The 18,328-nt window shown below is 54.6% G+C and carries 14 protein-coding genes; 5 read left to right on the top strand and 9 right to left on the bottom strand.

What is annotated here, in order from left to right; genetic code table 11:
* Positions 1–26 precede the first annotated feature (26 nt).
* The 5 genes from bcsB to ybiB form a co-directional block, all read right to left on the bottom strand.
* Positions 27–2,453: a cellulose biosynthesis cyclic di-GMP-binding regulatory protein BcsB gene (bcsB, locus tag KGP21_RS09925; protein WP_223538031.1), complete on the bottom strand. Its 2,427-nt coding sequence runs from the start codon at positions 2,451–2,453 to the stop codon at positions 27–29.
* On the bottom strand, positions 2,450–4,561 hold the full coding sequence (bcsA, locus tag KGP21_RS09920; RefSeq protein WP_059200259.1) for a UDP-forming cellulose synthase catalytic subunit: 2,112 nt from the start codon (positions 4,559–4,561) through the stop codon (positions 2,450–2,452). Before bcsA ends, bcsB begins: the two co-directional genes overlap by 4 nt.
* Positions 4,562–4,578: 17 nt before the next feature.
* Positions 4,579–5,385, bottom strand: coding sequence for a cellulose biosynthesis protein BcsQ (gene bcsQ / locus KGP21_RS09915; protein ID WP_209523915.1), 807 nt, complete (start codon positions 5,383–5,385; stop codon positions 4,579–4,581).
* The gene (locus KGP21_RS09910; protein ID WP_094982957.1) at positions 5,376–5,909 is read right to left on the bottom strand and encodes a cellulose biosynthesis protein BcsO; all 534 of its coding nucleotides are present in this window, start codon (positions 5,907–5,909) and stop codon (positions 5,376–5,378) included. Before KGP21_RS09910 ends, bcsQ begins: the two co-directional genes overlap by 10 nt.
* Positions 5,910–6,352: 443 nt before the next feature.
* Positions 6,353–7,306, bottom strand: a complete 954-nt coding sequence (gene ybiB, locus KGP21_RS09905) for a DNA-binding protein YbiB (protein ID WP_223538030.1) — start codon at positions 7,304–7,306, stop codon at positions 6,353–6,355.
* Between the two features lie 182 nt (positions 7,307–7,488).
* Here ybiB and KGP21_RS09900 point away from each other — a divergent pair, with 182 nt between their 5' ends.
* Complete coding sequence (locus KGP21_RS09900) at positions 7,489–8,031, top strand: LemA family protein (RefSeq protein ID WP_223538028.1); 543 nt, start codon at positions 7,489–7,491, stop codon at positions 8,029–8,031.
* 226 nt (positions 8,032–8,257) lie between these two features.
* Entirely contained in the window at positions 8,258–10,120 is a 1,863-nt protein-coding gene (locus tag KGP21_RS09895; protein ID WP_371824861.1) for a DUF2207 domain-containing protein, read from the top strand.
* A 39-nt stretch (positions 10,121–10,159) separates the two neighbouring features.
* Here the strand turns inward: KGP21_RS09895 and KGP21_RS09890 are convergent, their stop codons facing one another.
* Entirely contained in the window at positions 10,160–11,578 is a 1,419-nt protein-coding gene (locus KGP21_RS09890; RefSeq protein WP_223538024.1) for an MFS transporter, read from the bottom strand.
* 98 nt (positions 11,579–11,676) lie between these two features.
* Between KGP21_RS09890 and KGP21_RS09885 the strand changes: the two genes are divergently transcribed.
* On the top strand, positions 11,677–12,507 hold the full coding sequence (locus KGP21_RS09885) for a helix-turn-helix transcriptional regulator (RefSeq protein ID WP_021180495.1): 831 nt from the start codon (positions 11,677–11,679) through the stop codon (positions 12,505–12,507).
* Here KGP21_RS09885 and dinG read toward each other — a convergent pair whose 3' ends face one another.
* A complete protein-coding gene (gene dinG / locus KGP21_RS09880; RefSeq protein WP_223501154.1) occupies positions 12,508–14,709 on the bottom strand; it encodes an ATP-dependent DNA helicase DinG in 2,202 nt (733 codons plus the stop codon).
* 364 nt (positions 14,710–15,073) lie between these two features.
* Between dinG and ompC the strand changes: the two genes are divergently transcribed.
* Positions 15,074–16,168: a porin OmpC gene (gene ompC, locus KGP21_RS09875; RefSeq protein ID WP_021805140.1), complete on the top strand. Its 1,095-nt coding sequence runs from the start codon at positions 15,074–15,076 to the stop codon at positions 16,166–16,168.
* A gap of 192 nt (positions 16,169–16,360) precedes the next feature.
* Positions 16,361–17,197 carry a GNAT family N-acetyltransferase gene (locus KGP21_RS09870; RefSeq protein ID WP_223538023.1) on the top strand — a complete coding sequence of 279 codons (837 nt, stop codon included), beginning with the start codon at positions 16,361–16,363 and terminating at the stop codon, positions 17,195–17,197.
* A 45-nt stretch (positions 17,198–17,242) separates the two neighbouring features.
* On the opposite strand, the gene KGP21_RS09865 is transcribed toward KGP21_RS09870, so the two are convergent.
* Positions 17,243–17,554 (bottom strand): AzlD domain-containing protein, encoded by a 312-nt coding sequence (locus KGP21_RS09865; RefSeq protein ID WP_021805142.1) that lies wholly within the window; start codon positions 17,552–17,554, stop codon positions 17,243–17,245.
* The gene (locus KGP21_RS09860; RefSeq protein WP_021805143.1) at positions 17,551–18,258 is read right to left on the bottom strand and encodes an AzlC family ABC transporter permease; all 708 of its coding nucleotides are present in this window, start codon (positions 18,256–18,258) and stop codon (positions 17,551–17,553) included. The genes KGP21_RS09865 and KGP21_RS09860 overlap by 4 nt, the downstream gene beginning before the upstream one ends.
* Between the last annotated feature and the right edge of the window lie 70 nt (positions 18,259–18,328).

Genomic DNA, 18,328 nt, shown 5'->3' with positions numbered 1-18,328 from the left:
TGTCTAGCTTCTGGTCGAGACGTGCTTTAACGTTCATCTTCTGCATCTCTCCCCAGGCGTTTGGCGGCGTGCTTGCGTAGCAAAATATACAGCCCCAGCCCCAACACCACGGAAATCCCCAAACCAGTCAGGGATAAAAGCACCACATGTTTACTGGCATACCAGATAAAGATCAGATACCAGGGCAGTTCTCCGCTCGGGAACTGTTCGCCAACCTGGAAACTGCGTACGCCGTTCTGATCGGTGATCACCGCCAGATCGCCACGCACCCCGGCGTTGATCCGGGCCGATTTCAGATCGTCATAGATCTTGTTCAAGCCATCGTCGGAAGAGGCGCTAGCCACCACCACCACCCGTTGCGGATCCCAACCGGAACGGAAGCTGAAAAATCCACGCCAGTCCGTCAATGAGGAGAGATAGCGATCGGCGTCGATGCCCTGGGTCCGCCAGTTACCTTTCAGGTAGGACTGCAATTTTTCCAGCGTAGACTGCGCCTTCACCACCAGCCCGCCGCTATCGTTTAGCGCAAAAGGCACCTGTTGCAAAAGCCGCTGATAAAAGGCGCTCTGCGCCAGTGAGGCGACCACCAGCACGTCTTTGCCCTTGAAATCGTCCAACTCGCTCTCGTTGCCCCGCAGGCCAAAGCGGATATCCACGTTGCCAATCGAGCTGCCGGTAGCCGCACCTGAGCGAGCGGTCAGGTTCAACAGCATGCGTACTTCGCTGGCCGTGGGTTTTTCCGCCATTAACAGCACGGTTTGCGAAAAATCTGCCAGCTTGGAGAATGGGAAGGAAGCCCCGACGTAATACGAGAGATTGGGCAACTCGGTGAAATGGTAGGTATCGCTCAGATCAATATACGAGTTGGGCCCGATATGGCTCTTGAGGGTATTACTATCCGCCGGATCGCAGGAGGTACCGTTTTTCGGCACGATAGAGAAATAAAGCTCCAGCATGTTGTCGCCGTAAATCAGATACGGTGGCAGGGCCAAGGTGTATTGTTCCTGGCGAATGTCGCCGCCAAACTGGTGCCACAGCAGCTCCAGCAGTCCGTGTTTGTTCACCGAAAGGTTACGCAGGAAGGTGCCGTTCAGCGTGGCGCTGAGCTGGGATTTATTCTCATCGATCCAGTTGTCGGTGGGGAAACGGTAGTTGATTTGCAGCGGGACGTTTCTGCCATCCCACATAAACAGGTCCGGGGCGGCACGAAAAGCAATGCGCACCGCATCATGGTAAACGCCAGTGACGGTCAGTTCCTCATTACTGGCCACCAGCTTATCAAAGCTGACCGGCTTGCTGGTATCGATCCAGCGCGGGGCGTCATAGGGCTGGCGCAGCGGAATAGTCACCGGCTTCACCGCCAGCGACGCGGTTTTCTCCGGCAACGGCTGGCTGACCAGACGATAGGCGGCCTGGCGCATCTCGGTGGCGTTACGCCCCATCACCAGCAGCAGCTTGTAAACCGGGTTCAGTGGATTATCAATCATCTGGATGGTAGGTCCATCGGCCTGTGGCAGAGTCAACTGGCCAATCTGCTCGCCGGGGCGCGCAAAGATAATGCCGTTCTGCTCAGGCAAGCTGTCCTGCAACACTTGGAAGTTCAGGTTGTTATGGCGCGTAATTTTCCCCAGATAAGAGCTGACGATAGCGGCTGCGGCCACCTCTTCCGGCCGTTTTTCCTGGCCGAAGATCACGTCCACCAGGGTGGGTTGCATGGCCTGAGGATCGAAGAACGGGTTAGGGAATCGGCCAAGGTTCGGGCTGATATTCAGCACCTGGTTTTCCAGATGCAACTGGCTAGTTGGCAGCACCTTGAGCCAATACTTATTGGCCGCCCCCTTTTCGCACAACATGGCCGCATTGCTGCCGTTGCCGATGCTGAAACTCAGGTTGTTGCGCGCCACAATCATCGCGGCAGGGATTGGCACCTGCAAACTCACCTTGGCTTCTTGCAATTGGTTAAGCTTCTGGGTGCTCAAGGGTTGTCCATTGAGCATCAGTTGCAGTTCGGTATCGGTTCCCATCAGCGCTGGGGAGATTTCGAGATCCAGCACCAGATTACCGTCCGTCACCACCCAATCCGAGGGTAAGGTAAAGGTGAAGCCGGACTGCTGCTGCCAGTTGCTCAACGTCAAGCCATTGCTCTGCCCCATCTCGCCCACGCTGAGCGTAGAAGCAACCGACTGGTTGAAAACGGTGGCCGGCGGCGAAGCGATATCAAGCGGAGCTGTTTGCTCAGTACTGCCCGGCACTGCCCCCGCTGGTGGAGCATCAGTTGGCCGCGGCAAGGTCGGAAAACCTGGTACCTCAACACTCTCGCTGGCATAAGGCGTTGCAGGCTGCGGATCGGCCGCTATCGCCAGACCAGAAAGCCCCATCCCCAACATCAGGCCGCTGACCAGGGCAATGAACGTAGATCTGCCTGTCGGCAACTTGGTTTTCACCCGGCTCATAGGGCTTGTTCCTTATCCCGCTTTAACTCAGGCCGTTTCTGCTGCTTTTTGGCCCGCCGATCGCGCCAGGAAAAATAGAACAACTCGAAAATGCAGCGCAGGACGCCCAGCAACGAACGCAGTGGCCGATCCTGTGGGAAAGGTTTGGTCTGGATCCAGGCATCCGCGCGCGCCAATACCACCCGTACCAACTCCCGCCGTTTTTCAATCGGCATCTCTTTGAACATTAAGCGGGTCACCGACTTGTCGGCATCGATCAGCTCTACCGGGAAACTGACGGCGCCGGACTTGAGCGATATTTCCACCTCTTCGATCGGATCGTTGAGGAAACGTTCGTCCGGCGTTTTCAATTTGACCCCGCCCATCGAAAGATCCAGGGTTTCGGTACGCATCGCCGCGCCGCTGGCAAAATACAGCACCGCAGGCAAAGTGGCATCGATACGGATGGTTTTTCGGACCTGGCGTGTTTCCCGCGCTACGGCAATGGCGGCCAGCAGGATAATCATACTGAAGCTGGCCCAGGCGATGTTCAGCATAATAACCTGCGGGTTGGCTCCATAGTGATCCGGCATCAACAGGCGGATCACCCCCCAGGCGGTACCGATTAACAGCAAGGACACGGCGATAATATGTGGCCGGACAATATGGAAGTCGAAATAGTTAACGTCCAGCAACGCGCCTTTATCCGTCACGTTAAACTTGCCGTGCTTTGGCGAGATCATCGTCAGCAGGGTTGGTATCACCAGATGGAAACACATCACCGTCTCATAGATTTCCCCCCAGAACGAATAACGATAGCGCCCGTTGGCTCTGGAATTGATATAGATAGACATCACCAGATGCGGTAACACATAGGCGAAAATCAGCCCGGCGGAGGAGGCAATGATATTGAGGTTGAACAGCAGATAAACCAGCGGAGCCACGCAGAATATCACCCTGGGTAAGCCGTACTGGAAATGCAGCATGGCGTTCAGATAGCATAAACGCTGCTGCCAGGTCAGGCCGCGCCCCAGCAAGGGATTATCCACCCGGAAGATCTGCGTCATGCCACGCGCCCAGCGGGTACGTTGGATCACGTGCAACCCCAAGCGTTCGGTAGCCAGCCCGGCGGCCAATGGCAATGCCAGGAATGCCGTGTTCCAGCCCCGGCGCTGCATCTTCAAAGCGGTATGGGCATCTTCGGTCACGGTTTCTACCGCAAAACCGCCCACCTCTTCCAGCGCCGAACGGCGGATCACGGCACAGGAGCCACAGAAGAAAGTGGCGTTCCAGTTATCATTACCCTGCTGCACCGGCCCGTAGAACAGTGCGCCTTCGTTAGGGACTTTGCTCGCCTCTGACAGGTTGCGTTCAAACGGATCCGGGGAATAGAAGTAGTGCGGAGTCTGGATCAACGCCAGGCGCTCATCCACCAGGAAGCTGCCGACCGTCGCCTGCAAGAAGGCGCGGGTTGCCACGTGATCGCAGTCAAACACGGTGATCAATTCACCCTGCGTCACTTTCATCGCGTTATTCAGATTGCCCGCTTTGGCATGGTGGTTATTGTTGCGGGTAATATAGCCTACGCCCGCATCGGCACAGAATACGGCAAACTCATTACGTTTGCCGTCATCCAGCACGTAGATTTTCATTTTGTCTTTCGGATAGTCAATGCACTGCGCCGCCAGGATGGTGTCGCGCACCACGTCCATACTTTCGTTGTAAGTAGGAATATAGACATCTACCGTTGGCCATAGCGACGTGTCGTCGGGCAGCGGTTCAATAGTGCGTTTTAATGACCAGGTGGTCTGAATATAACCAAACAGCAATATCACCAGGGCATACAGCTCGGTGATAAACAGGGCAATACCTAGCACAGCCTCCAGAGTACTGTTGAAATGCAGGGTTTCTGTCGCGCGCCAGTAGATGTAACGTAATGACATCAGGGTCGACATCACAATCATTACCAGGGTAACTTTTTTGCTTTTACTTACCCCTAAGATAAATACGATCGCAATGCAGATCAGGCCAAAGATATACTGATTATCACTGCTCATGGGGGCAATGATAATCAACAGGATAAAAGGTAAGGCCAACAGCAGTAAGAAATAAAAGAGTATTTTATTCATAACTAACCAGACAATCCTTACGAAGAGCCATAAATAGACGTAGTATGATGATACGTCCCATCTCCAACACTAAGCCCTAAAATTACTGCGACCTTTTTACTGATCTGCTCAATATCAAATGCAGCAGCCGACACTGGGCTAATATCCATGATCGCCCGTTGCGATGCATTGGCCTCTGGGACACACTCATCGCGGTGGATGGTACCCAGTAGTTTGTCTTGCAAACGCTGCTCAAAGAAATGGGTCACATCCCTGCTCAACGTACGCCGCATGTCACTCTGGTTGACCACATAATACTCGCCGACCTCATTGCTGGTGGGCGCACTCATGAATTTATGCTGCTCAATAGTGGGCAATAAACTGAGCGATGCGGTATCGGCCAGCAACACCATAATGCGCATGTCCGCCGCGACCTGCATGGCCTGTACTGCTGCGTTACGCCCTGGCGGCATATCGGCAATTACCACCATGCCGGGGATCTTCAGCACCGCACTCAGGCCACGTTGGATAAACATTGGCTCATTGAGAAGGTTGTCATCGAACTGAAGTCGCTGCTCATCGGTGACGTCACCGTAAGGTAAAACGAACAGGTTCGGCCCAACCTTGAGAATAAATTGGCTCCAATCGGATAAACTCGCCGACTGAGCAACAAAACCTCGGTTATCGGAAATAGGCACGCCAAAATGCAGCCTTAACGCATTCTGCGAGTCGAAGTCGACCACCAACACCTTACTGCCGCTACGGGCCAATGCATAAGCCAAATTAGCAGTAACCGTGGTTTTCCCTACCCCTCCTTTCGGAGAACAAACACAAACTAACGGCATGAGGCAATAGACTCTAAAAGTGGTTTGAGTAATGTATTGCGACCGGCATCCATCACCTCACCGGCAGTCGACATTTTCTTGCTGAACATCTGCTTGAAACGTTGATTCTCTGGCTGTGGGGCTGGCGATGGGGTGCTTGCAAGCGAATTAAAAGGGTTACCCTGAGCAGGAAGGGGACGTGAGCTTTCCGGCTGGGCATTTTTGGTAAGCTTAGGCTCCGCCGGAGGAGCGAAACGATCAAAATTATGAGGAATGTGGCCGGGCAAGGCGCTATTTTCTGTTATCACCGTCTTGGGTTGTACAGGTGGTTCGCCCGCTAAAGGTGCGCTGGAAAAAAGATCCGTACCAGCGATCGGCGTTGGCTGCGAGCTGTTGGTAGGGACACCCCCATTGCCTGCTACCTGCTCAACAATAGACCAGCGATACGGCGCCGATGCTACATCGTCTCGGGGAAACTCTTTATAATCAATCCCTTTGAGATTTGTCTTATCTTTAAATCCTTGGACATCATCATATTTACTCATAATCCCGACCTATAAGCTTACGCTTGGCACTGTATGAATACATACAAATCACGAATGTGAAATAGCGTGATCTATAACCCAAATACAGAATGGAAAATCGTCTATGTATTTTAAGCGCTTCTCTTCTTATGATTTAGATAGAGTAGCTTACAAGTCCTTTTTTACAACCAAGATGGAGCAAACCTCCGTCATCGATGGAAAGTCATGCAAGACCCCAAAAGCTGGTGAGCTGAGTGTAATCTACTTCTTTAAAGTTATACACTGAGTTTTAAACGTTTTTATCCCGTCTTATCACATATCCCACCAGCTTATGCCATAATTTAAGTGGTTAGTAATATATAGTCTGGTATTGGAGATTTTTTTACTTAAAATAACCAACATAACAGTGATAAATACTCGGAGCGAAGGTATTCACCCCGAGTAATAGCAGGTAATAAGGGAGATTATCGCAACCTGACCAGCCCCTGCTCCAATGTCTCCACTTGGCCGGTAGCGACCAGGCAGCAGGCAACCTGCCGAGCGATAGGCTCGGGAATGGCAACCTCACCAGCCAGACAACGTTCCGTCCAACGCGCCGTAGTTGCGGCATCCTTGGCGGCAGGCACCTCAGCCAACGCATCCTGTTCTGGCCGTTCCAGCAAAATCTGCTGCTGACCACCGACGATATAGTGGATTTTTGGACAGCGTTGCGGATTGGCGTAAGCCTCCCCTTCGGTACCATGCATCAGCAATCCCCGTGCACCGATCTGGCAGAAAAATGAGGCAACGCGCTCGACGTATTCCGGATGAGAAACGCTGGCGATGCGCAGCACGTCCTGCTCACCAAATGGCGTCGCCAATTTTGCCAGGGTATGGGCGCTGTTACGCACGCCCATCTTCCAGCGCAGCCCAAGCTGTTTTTCCAACGCTGGCGCAAGCGCCGACACGGGGATAAACACCGCATCTCCGCCGTCCAAACGCCGTTGGGCAGTCTGGGGATCTTCAGACCACGGCACCCCAAGCTCACGGAAAATCTCTGCGCTGGTGACACGCGTGCTGTCGTTTACTACGCCGTGAACCACGACCGGCAACCCTACCCTGGCCATTAACAGCGCCAGTAACGGCGTCAGGTTGGCCTGTTTACGAGCGCCGTTGTAACTGGGTAGCACCACCGGCATCGGACGGCCCTGTGGGGGTTGCAACCGCATCACCTGCTGTTGCATTGCCTGATAGAAGCCAAGCATTTCCTCCTCGGCTTCTCCCTTGATACGCATGGCAACCAGGATGGCTCCCAACTCCAGGGGCGGCACAGCATCGGCCAGCATCGCCTGATAGAGTTCAAAAGCCGTTTGCCGATCCAGATCGCGCGCATGGTTCTTGCCACGGCCTATTTCTTTGATAATTTTGCTGTAATCCATCGCTCGCTCCGCTGATTCGGTTTGCGATAAGCATACCTTATCCGCGACGGCGCTCAACCCCGGTAGATTGGCCCGTACCAAGGTTGGCTAGACATAGCAAGATTTACCGCTATAGCGGAATAAGATAGTATCCGTAACCCTACAATGGAATGATGTATTCCCCGTCGAACATGGAATGAAAAATGGAAATTTATCTCGTTCTGGCCGCGATAGCCGTGGTGTTGATCTGGGCCGTGATGACTTATAACCGCTTTATCTCACTGCGCCGTTTCAAAGACGACGCCTGGAGCGGTATAGCGGTGCAGTTCAAACGCCGCCACGATCTGATCCCCAACCTGTTAAGCCTGGTGAAGCGCTATGCTGAGCACGAAAAAGATCTATTTGAGAGCCTCTCCCGCCAGCGTAGCGCTCTAGTTGGCAACACCCCTCAGGTTGCCGAGAGTGAAAAAGAGTTTTCTAGTGCCTTGAGCCGCATTTTTGCGCTGGCAGAAGCCTACCCGGAGCTGAAAGCCAACGAGAATTTCCTCTCCCTGCAACAATCTCTCGCAGAGATCGAAGAACAGCTGCAAATGGCACGCCGCTATTTCAACGGTACGGTGCGCGATTTCAATATTCTGGTGGAGTCGTTCCCCAGTTTAATCCTGGCCCGGCTTTTTAATTTTAAAGCGGATGCGTTCTTCGAACTCGACGATCCCGAGGAAGCTAAAGTTCCACGGATGGACTAGCACCATGACTGCATTATCTGGTTGGGTAGTACGCGTTGTATGGGTGTTATCGCTATTGATGACGGGAGCCACGCTGGCTACGGCTGATGATCTCGCCGTTGGGGCAGCCCCCGTTGCCGTGGCCCCAGACAGAGAGGCGGCGGAACCAAATGCTCCCCGTTGGGTGCGCGCCTATGAGCATATTCTCTCATTTGATACCCAGGCGCACTTTAACCCGGACGGCAGCATGGAGATGCGGGAAAACATCAAGGTGCTGTCTTTAGGGCAAGAGATACGCCGTGGGATTTTCCGCACCCTACCGCTCACCTGGAACCGCCAGGACGGCAAGATTTTCAGCGTCGACTATCAGATTAAAGAAGTGTTGCGCGACGGAGTCGCCGAACCTTACAGCCTGGATAAGTCTTCGAAGACGCTGACGGTGCGTATTGGCAGCGCCGAGCACATCCTGCAACCGGCGATCTATCACTACCAGATCCGCTATCAGGTCAGTAACCACTTCAGCCGCTTCCCGGAGTGGGACGAGCTCTACTGGAACGTCACGGGTAACGATTGGGCCTACCCGATCACCAAAGCCAGCTTCCAGTTGGAACTGCCAGACGCCAGCAATTATCTGGATAACGAAGGCAGAGATACCCGGCTGCGCACGATTGATGTGTATACCGGAACGCGGGGAGCAAAAGAGCACAACGCCAGAATACTTCCCAACGGTGGAGTGCAAACCACGCAACCGCTGGACCAAGGCGAAGGCCTGACCGTTGTCTACACCTGGCCACGAGATATTCTGGCCGGTGCCGCCGCCCCACAAGCCTCTTCACCGTTGGTACACCTGCTATTACCCACGCTGGCAACCAGTGCCATCTGGATACCGGTGCTGCTGCTCGTTGTCTATTGTTTGTGGTGGTGGCGTAACAACGTGACCGCCATCGGCTTGAAGATGCCGCCAGTTGTGCCGCTATATGCGATGCCGACCAACCTGTCGTCAGGATATCTGCGGTTTATTACCCAGCGTAAGTACGACGATGTGGCCTTCAGCAGTGATTTGCTGGATCTGGTCGCCAAACGCGGCGCGGCTATCACGCTCAAAGCGAGCAAATCCACAGGCCCGTGGTTTTCCAGGTTTCAATCGGCGGATGAGCAGTGGTTATCGTACCCATCGGATAACAATAACAAACGGCTGACCGCCGGAGATAAGCAGTTACTTGGCCTGCTGTTTAGCGGCAATCGCAAAAATATCAACCTCGGCCTGGCCTATCAGCGGCCAATGCAAAATGCCCGTAAATGGTTGGAAAAACGTAGCGAAGACCAGCGTGATAAATTATTCAACAAATGGGGTAAACCGGTGCGCCGTGCGGTCTATATCATGCTGCTGATCCCGGTGATCTGCGGGGCGCTGTTTAATCTCGGCGCGGCAGTGATCACCATTCCTGCCCTGATATTCCTGCTGCTCGGGATCTCGCTACTCTCTTTACCACTGAGATTTTTATGTAGCCCGAGAAAAACCTGGAATACTTTTGGGTTCATCCCTTTGGTTATTTCGCTGATATTTGGCCCGCTAGCCACCCTTGGCGGTGGCGCTTTCTTGTTTGGCATGTTGCCCCTGACTCAGTTTCCAGCCGGCTATATTGGCGCGCTGCTGGTCGCCATTGTGCTATGCATCGTCTTTGGCTTTATGATCCCGCGTTATACCCAGCAAGGGTTCAATGATCTAGCCACCGCACAAGGGCTGAAACTGTACCTGGGCACGGCAGAGCGGAATCGCTATCAGGCGCTTTACCCACCCGATCAGTTGGTTGCCCACTTTGAGAGCTTGCTACCGGCTGCGCTAGCGCTCGGTGTGGGCAAAACCTGGGCCAACACCTTTGCCGAATATCTCAGTAAATCCGGAGCTATGTCGGAAGCCTTTGCCGATGCAGACTGGCAGCGCGTGAATCGCTTTAGCCGCTCCTGTACCGCATCGTCTATGGCTACCCCCAGCAGCAGCTCAAGCTCCGGTTCAAGTTCATCAGGCTCCAGCTCTCGGGGATCTGGATCTTCTGGAGGTGGTTCATCGGGTGGAGGTTCCGGTGGCGGCGGCGGTGGCGGTTGGTAATGAACATCGCTGCGCCGGGCAAACCGGCGCAATAATGCTTTAATCGCCCCTAGCTAGCTGCCGATGGATGAAGATCAGCAAGACCAAAGCAACCAGCATCGCCAACAGGTTGTAACCCATGGCACCAGCAAAGGCGCTGGCATAATGCTGTGGATCTGCGCCCCCGGCCAGCAACGGAACAAAGAACATGCCGCTGGCCGCAATCCCCAGAGCACCGCCTACCTGCTGCACCGTTGACACCAAGCCTGCAGCCATACCGGCCTGATGCTCCTTCGCCAAGCCAAGCACCCAATTAAGCAATGGCGTCATACTCAATGCCTGACCAAAGCCCAAAATCATCAGGCCGGGTAAAAGTTGTAACGGATGGCTGAACGCTCGCCCCCATAGCACCTGCACCACCAGCAATACCATGCCACTGGCGTAGACCACCACCCCGCCTGCCAACACAATATTCCCCCAACGTTGCAACCAGCCCGGAGCCAAAAAGGAGGCCAGCATAAAGGCGGCACTGGCCGGAGCAAACAGGCAACCCGCCTGGAACGGCGTCAGCCCTATTCCGGCCTGTAGCAGTAGGGCAAAACAGAGAAAGAATGAGGATGCGGTGGAGTAAATCGCCAGCACAATTACCGTGCCGCGGGCAAAGTGACCTTGGCGAAATAGCGCCGGATCGAGCACCGCATCACCGGAGTGACGGGCAAGTTGCCGTTCCCAACGCACAAACCAGGCTAACAGCGCCACTGCCAGCACCATCATCGGCACGGTCCACCAAGGCCAGTGACGCGATGGGCCTTCCAGTAACGGGAACAGTAGCAGCAGCAAACCGCCAGCGGCCAGCAGCAGACCTTTAGCATCCAGCCGCTGCGCCTGCTCCAGCCTTGACTCCGGAATACGTCGAGCCGCCATCACCGCCAGCACGCCAATCGGCAGGTTGATCAGAAAGATCATGCGCCAACTACTGCCCAGAATATTGGCCTCGATAATAAAACCGCCCAACACCTGGCCACAAATCGCCGCCAACCCCAGCGTCATCCCCAAACGAGCAAAGGCTCGCCGCCGCTGCTCTTCGCCATACAGTACGCGCAATAAGGCATAAATTTGTGGAAACAGCGCCGCCGCCGCCGCACCTTGCAAAAAGCGGGCAACAATCAGCACCCACAGCGAACCTGCCAAACCGCAAAGCGTCGAGGTCAGCGCAAAAGCCAACATGCCATAGCTAAACATACGCCGCCGACCGAAGCGGTCTCCCAAGCGTCCGCCAGCAATCAGCAAGATGCCGAAGGCCAGTTCATAACCAGCGATAATCAGCCCAACTTCAGCAAAGCTGGCGTTGAACTGTTGCTGGATCACCGGCACCGCTACGTTAACCACAAACAAATCGAACATGGTGACGAACCCACCGAGTAACAACACCGGCAGCCCCGGTAATCCGGCCTTTCTGTCAGACAAGGTATGCTCCATAACGCCTCCTGATAACATGATGGCGGCAGTATGGAACATGCTTTAAACTGTTACTATATAGCCAATTATACTATTACCAAGAGTAACAGGACCCGCCGATGCCACCACGTACCCTTAACCGCACCCGTCAAGAGCTGGCAGATTTCCTGCGTATGAAGCGTGAAAAACTCTCTCCCCAGGCCGTTGGCCTTCCGAGCGGCACGCGGCGGCGTACGCCTGGGCTAAGGCGTGAAGAAGTTGCCGCCTTGGCTGGCGTGGGCCTGACCTGGTACACCTGGCTGGAACAAGGGCGGGAAATCAATGCTTCGGTGGGATTTCTGGAGGATCTGGCGCGGGTTCTGAAGCTGGATGCGACCGAACGCTATCATCTGTTTTTACTGGCGCATCAGCGGCCCCCGGTAATAGCAGGCCACCAGTGGTGCCAGGTCACGCCGTTGGTACGCCGCTTGCTGGACGATCTTACCCTGCGCCCGGCCTATGTGATGAACCTGAGCTGGGATATTATCGCCTGGAACCCGGCGGCAGACCGCCTGTTTGCCATCGCTGAGCGTCAGCCACAGCAGCGCAATATGCTGTGGATGCTGTTTGCCGATCCCGAACTCAATCAACGGTTGATGGGATGGCAGGAGCAGGCCCCGCAAATCCTGGCCAGCTTTCGCCGTGATTACGCCCGCGCCCCGCAAGATGCCACCATGTTGCAACGCATTCAGGCTCTGAGCGAAGTATCCCCTCAATTTCGCCAACTGTGGCAGCAGCACGATATTCATGGCCGCTGCCAGGGGCAACGTACTTTCCTGGTTGCAGGGGCAGGTGAAGTGACGTTTGAACACGCCTCGTTTATTGTCGATGAAGACAACCACCTGCGGTTGGTCATGTACAGCGCACAGCCTGATTGTCCCGCCAGTGCCGCCTTTGAGGCAATGCTGTAATCAGCGGGTACGGCGGCGAGCAAACGGATTCTTACGCTTTTTCTCTTTCTTGGCGGCCTCTGCCGCAGATTTCAATGCCGCCTTGTGGGCTTTGTCCGCTTCCGGCACTTCGCGCTGTTCGATCGGGAACACCGGCAGCGCCGCCAACAGGCGTGAACCATAGCTTTTGGTCAACAGACGGCGGTCATAAATCACGATTTCACCGTGGCACTCGTTGCTTCGGATCAGGCGGCCCACCTGTTGGATCAGGTTAAACGACGCGCTTGGCAGGCTCTGCACCTCAAACGGATAACGATTGAGGGATTTAAGCCATTCGCCCTCGGTGAGGATCACCGGGCTGTCGATCGGCGGGAAGGCAATCTTGTGGATATGCACCTGGGTCAGCAGTTCACCTTTCAGATCCAAGCCTTCGGCAAATGACTGTAGCCCGACCAACACGCTGGCAGTGCCCTTCTCTACCCGCTTACGGTGTTCTTCCACCAGCCGGTAGCGTGGCTGATCGCCCTGCACCAGCAACATCAGACGCAGATCGGTGACATAGCTGAGGAAGGTCTGCATCGCACGGTGGCTGCTGAACAGGATCAGCATCCCTTTATGTTGGCCGCTGGCCTGCTCGCCACGGAAAAAGCGCGCCATCTCTTCCAGATGCTCGGCCTCGTTGGCCATCGCCGGTTCAAAACGCATCTTGGGAATGACGATTTTACCCTGTTCGACGTGATTAAACGGCGAAGACAGCGTTTCGAAGCGATCGCCCGCCTTCTCGCTCAGCCCGCTCATCTCTTGCAACCGTGAAAAGCTATTCAATGAGCGTAACGTTGCCGAGGTGACCACCACGTGTGGCACCTTGCGCCACAGTAGTTTTTCCAACTGATCGCTGACACGGATGCCCACGCAATGCAGATAAAGATGGGTAACGTTATCGCGTAGTTCACGCGCAATCCATTTGGAGATCGGCGCATTGGAGGATTTATCCATCGCCGCCAGCCGCCACAGCTTGCTCATCGCTTCCAGGTAGCCCAGCGTGCGGCTCATCTGGATGATGGACCGATGCAACCGCACAATATCGTGCTTGCCGGTCTGCTCGGTGAGGTCGTTAAGAATAAATTCGGACAGGCCGCGCAGGCCGTCCGTCAGTTTGAACAGGCGCGCGCAGATCTCGACCATCTCCGCAGGAAGTTCACCCATTTCGAAACGATATTCGGCGTTGCCGCTGTCTGGCGGCAGATAGGCGTTGGCCTGGTGCTCAAAAATCTGGATCAGCTCGCGCAATTCTTCACAGTGGTTTTTTAGCCGTTCGCTATTGGCCAACCCCGGCGGGTTCTTTGGCCGGTACTGCGTCATGCACTGTTCCACCTGGCGCACGATCATATCGAGCTGGAGGTTGGTTGACAGCGCGGTGATCTCACCGTCAATCTCCAGCGCATCCCGTGCCACCTCCGGCAGATGATGGCCTTCGTCCAGCACCAGCAGCAACTCTTTCGGGTTCGGCAATACCGACTCGGTTTCCAGCGCAGCCATCACCAACGCGTGGTTGGCTACCACCACGTCGGCGGTTTCAATTTCTTTGCGGGCGATGTAGAACGGGCATTCACGGATATAGTGGCAATTGCGCCCCAAGCAGTTGGCCTTGTCGGTACTCAGCTTGCCCCAGAGGGGGTCATCGATCGATAGCGGGTAGTGATCGCGCAGGCCATCCCATTCATGGCGCGCCAGGGCTTTCGCCAGCTTTTGGCACAGCGCCTGCTCTTCACCACTGGACGGCGCCAGCTCGTCTTCGTCCAGGTACAGCATCAGATCGCCCTGCTCGACCACGTCGGTGCTCATCGCCGCCAGATTGCGCGGGCAAACATAGCGCCCACGGCCAAACGCGCCAGTGAATTTCAGATCGGGAATGATCTTTTTCAACAGCGGTAAATCTTTGCTGTAGATCTGATCCTGCAGCGCCACGTTGGCGGTACTGACCACCAACGGTTTGCTTTCGGCACGGCCAACGGCAATACCCGGTATCAGGTACGAGAGCGTTTTACCCACGCCGGTTGGCGCCTCGATCGCCAGATGGCGAGGATAATCTCCGGCCAGGGTCTTCGCCACTTCAGCGATCATCTGCCGCTGGGGGGCACGGGAAATAAAATCCGGTATTTGCTGCTGCAGGGCTTTGTACCACTGGCCGATCTGATCTTTAACTGCGGGGGAAAGCGCCATTCAACTCTTATCTATACGAAATGATGGCGCTATTGTCCCACAGACCGCCCGCGGCGTCAGCCCGAGTTACGGTTGGCTTACCAACATTGCAAAACGCACCGCAATGCCCCCCTTCTCTCACAGTGGAACAGTGAATTTTTTGCGCATAACCTCGCAAGTTTGCACAACAGAACCCCGCCCCTCTGAAACAAAAAACGCCTCTCCTGGATTATTTTTCATCCTTCGATATCCATTTACCTGACCTGTCATAAATACATCACACAACTGCGGTAAAAAATCTTCGCTGCGCTAACTCCGGCAGTAAAGTAAAACAGCGATACAGCTGATGATAAGCGTCTTTCAATCGTACAAAGCAGGGAACACCATGAAACCTAATCTTCTTGCCGTTATTGCGGCACTTTTTATTGCTCAGACCGCACAGGCAGCAGAGATCTACAATAAAGACGGTAACAAGCTTGATTTTTATGGCCGGGTAAAAGCACTGCACTATTTCTCTGACGATACCAGCAATGATGGTGATAAAACCTACGTACGTATCGGCTTTAAAGGGGCAACCCAGATTAACGATATGCTGACCGGCTATGGCCAGTGGGAATATCAGATCGCCGCCAACCATAGCGAATCGGATGGCACTAAAGACACTAAAACCCGTCTTGGTTTTGCTGGTTTGAAAGTGAAAAACTTTGGTTCATTTGACTATGGCCGTAACTACGGCGTTATTTACGACGTTGCTGCCTGGACGGATATGCTGCCGGAATTTGGCGATGACACCTATATCAAAACCGACAACTTTATGACCGGGCGCGCCAACGGCGTGGCTACCTACCGTAACAACGACTTCTTCGGCCTGGTCGATGGCCTGAAGTTCGCGTTGCAATATCAGGGCAAGAACGAAAACGATGCCCGCGCCAACAGCAAAGCTAACGGCGACGGCTTCGGTCTGTCTTCCAGCTACGAAATCATCGATGGCGTCAGCGTTACGGCCGCCTATGCCTCTTCTAACCGGACTACCGGTCAGAAACAGAGCAGCTATGGCAAGGGGGATAAAGCCGACGTGTGGGCAACCGGCCTGAAATACGACGCCAACAGCGTGTATCTGGCCGCCACCTATGCGGAAACCCATAACCTGACGCCAATTTCCGGCACCGCGACCATTAATAATACCCCTACCTCAGTAAGCGGGTTTGCCAATAAAACCCAGAACGTGGAAGTGGTTGCGCAATATCAGTTCGACTTTGGCCTGCGCCCGTCACTGGCTTATGTCCAATCCAAGGCTAAAGATATTGAAAATATCGGTGACACCGACCTGGTGAAATATATTGATGTGGGTGCTTACTATTACTTCAATAAAAACATGTCCACCTATGTGGATTATAAAATCAACCAACTCGATGACAACAACAAGCTAGGTCTAAAAAACGACGACGTGATTGCCGTGGCTCTGACCTATCAGTTCTGATTTACGCTGTGACACATAACCACTACTGCAATTTATAGCTACGGCTATTTCTGAAGTGACTTCGCCGGGCGAATTCGCCCGGCTTTTTCATCACGATGATTGCTCAAAAATCCGACACAAACAGCTTAATACTTGCCTGATTGGCCAATCGCAGCTAGATATAGAGGTCTCATCGCTGCCTTTGGAACCGCCATGCCTATCGATAGCCAGTTCGAGTTTCACTCCGCCTTGCACTACAGCAGCATGCAGCTGGCGCAAATACTCAGCCACTGTTTTGAGAACTACATTGTTCCCTTTGTGATCGACGGCGAAACCTTTAGCAGCCGCTTTGCCGCCGAAGACCTCAGCCTGAACCACAGCATTGTCGTCACCCACCAGCAGCACCCGGTGGCGCTGGCCCTGATCGCGCGCCGGGGCCAACATAGCCGTGTGGCGGCCTTATCTATCCGCCCGGAAATGCGTGGCAGAGGGTTAGGCAGGACGTTGATGCAACGCATTATTGCGGATGCCCATACGCGAGGCGATCGCCGGCTTTCGCTGGAGGTGATCGCCGGTAATCAAGCGGCTCTGGCACTGTATCAACAGGTGGGCTTAGCCATCACCCGCACGCTATGGGGATTTCACGCCCCCTTGGCAACCCCGGAACCCTCGGCAACCTTGCAACCGATCGACCCGTTGGCACTTGCCCAGCAGATGACCGCCGACGGCCAACATGACTTGCCGTGGTTAATTGCCCCAGAGTCGCTGTATAAACTGCCCGGCTCCCCGCGTGCCTTCACTCTGGAAAAGCAGGCTTTTGCTTTGGTGATACCGGGCGCACAGCAGTGCCATCTGCGCATGATTTATGTGCCGCCAGCGCTTCGCGGCCAAGGCCAGGCACGCCTTCTGTTGCAAGCACTACAAGCACAGTTTGCCCCGCTGGCGCTGTCGGCCAACGTATTTGTTCCGGACGATATCGCCCCCTTCTTCCAGCACCTTGGCTGGCGTGAAGATCCTTTGCGTCAGTTTGAAATGACAATGGCGATCTGATGCTTTCCCCCTGAATTATTCAGGGGGAATATTCTGAGGCACGGGTTATAGCAGTGTACGTAGCAGAATAAACATCAGCATACTCAGCACCACGACCGCCAGCGTATTGCGCAGGAAAACGGCCAGAACAATAGCGAATACGGCTCCCCATAGATAAGGGTTTTCGGGCAGTGCGCGCCACTCATCCCCGTTGAAGGCGATGATTGGTCCGCAGATGGCAGTCAGTACCGCGGGTACCGAGAAGCTCAACAAAGTTCTCATCCGTTGCGATAAGCGCACCGGTAGGCCAGGTGCCAGAAAACAGTAGCGGTTGAAGAAGACGATCACGCCCATTAACACAATGGTCAGCCAGATCATTCTTTCCCCCTGCTGCACAGCAGCCCAACCAACATCGCCACCACGGTGGTAATAATCAAAGCGCCAGGTACCTGATAATGGTGCAAGCCAATCGACAGCACCAAGGATGTCAAGACGCAGGCCAGCACCGGCAGATTACGTATCAACGGCACAATAATGGCAATAAATGTCGCGGCGATGGAGAAATCAAGCCCGTAGCTATCCAGATCAATGCTGCTTGCCGCCACTACGCCGAGCAAGGTGGCCAAGAACCAGCTCAAATAAAACGCCAGCCCTGCCCCCAGTGCATACCAACGGTTAAAGCGCGCTGGACCATGATCCCCCGTCAGAGCAAATAGCTCATCGGTCAGCAAAAACGCCAGTGCTACCCGCCACCGCAGCGGTAGCGGAGCAATACATTCCCGTAAGCGCAGACCGTAGAGGAAATGCTGGGCGGTGACAAAAAAGGTGGAGATCAGGATCGCCAGCATACCGGCACCGGTCTTGATCATCCCCATCGCCACCAGTTGCGAGGCTCCGGCAAACACAATCGCCGACATCCCCAGCCCCTCGGCCGCCGTCAGGCCACTCTGGATCGCCATTGACCCCGCAAGTATCCCCCAGGGCAATACCGCCAGGCACAGCGGCAGAATCGACACGGCCCCTTGCAAGGCCGGACGCAGGCGCAACGTTGGCGGCTCCGTGAGTGTTGATTGGTAAGTCATTCTTTTCTCCTTCGAACGAAGAAGTAGCATAGCGCAGGAAAGAGAGCGAGTATTGTATACGCTTGCGTAT

The sequence above is a fragment of the Serratia sp. JSRIV004 genome, from assembly GCF_019968705.1.
Lineage (GTDB): Bacteria > Pseudomonadota > Gammaproteobacteria > Enterobacterales > Enterobacteriaceae > Chania > Chania fonticola_B.
Note: the sequence above shows the minus strand (reverse complement) of the source record. Positions and strands in the feature narration are given on the sequence as shown.

What these genes read in the sequence shown, in the direction of transcription:
- bcsB (WP_223538031.1), bottom strand. Translation starts at nt 2,453, where the DNA reads ATGAGCCGGGTGAAAACCAAGTTGCCGACAGGCAGATCTACGTTCATT.
- bcsA (WP_059200259.1), bottom strand. Translation starts at nt 4,561, where the DNA reads ATGAATAAAATACTCTTTTATTTCTTACTGCTGTTGGCCTTACCTTTT.
- bcsQ (WP_209523915.1), bottom strand. Translation starts at nt 5,385, where the DNA reads ATGCCGTTAGTTTGTGTTTGTTCTCCGAAAGGAGGGGTAGGGAAAACC.
- KGP21_RS09910 (WP_094982957.1), bottom strand. Translation starts at nt 5,909, where the DNA reads ATGAGTAAATATGATGATGTCCAAGGATTTAAAGATAAGACAAATCTC.
- ybiB (WP_223538030.1), bottom strand. Translation starts at nt 7,306, where the DNA reads ATGGATTACAGCAAAATTATCAAAGAAATAGGCCGTGGCAAGAACCAT.
- KGP21_RS09900 (WP_223538028.1), top strand. Translation starts at nt 7,489, where the DNA reads ATGGAAATTTATCTCGTTCTGGCCGCGATAGCCGTGGTGTTGATCTGG.
- KGP21_RS09895 (WP_371824861.1), top strand. Translation starts at nt 8,258, where the DNA reads ATGGAGATGCGGGAAAACATCAAGGTGCTGTCTTTAGGGCAAGAGATA.
- KGP21_RS09890 (WP_223538024.1), bottom strand. Translation starts at nt 11,578, where the DNA reads ATGGAGCATACCTTGTCTGACAGAAAGGCCGGATTACCGGGGCTGCCG.
- KGP21_RS09885 (WP_021180495.1), top strand. Translation starts at nt 11,677, where the DNA reads ATGCCACCACGTACCCTTAACCGCACCCGTCAAGAGCTGGCAGATTTC.
- dinG (WP_223501154.1), bottom strand. Translation starts at nt 14,709, where the DNA reads ATGGCGCTTTCCCCCGCAGTTAAAGATCAGATCGGCCAGTGGTACAAA.
- ompC (WP_021805140.1), top strand. Translation starts at nt 15,074, where the DNA reads ATGAAACCTAATCTTCTTGCCGTTATTGCGGCACTTTTTATTGCTCAG.
- KGP21_RS09870 (WP_223538023.1), top strand. Translation starts at nt 16,361, where the DNA reads ATGCCTATCGATAGCCAGTTCGAGTTTCACTCCGCCTTGCACTACAGC.
- KGP21_RS09865 (WP_021805142.1), bottom strand. Translation starts at nt 17,554, where the DNA reads ATGATCTGGCTGACCATTGTGTTAATGGGCGTGATCGTCTTCTTCAAC.
- KGP21_RS09860 (WP_021805143.1), bottom strand. Translation starts at nt 18,258, where the DNA reads ATGACTTACCAATCAACACTCACGGAGCCGCCAACGTTGCGCCTGCGT.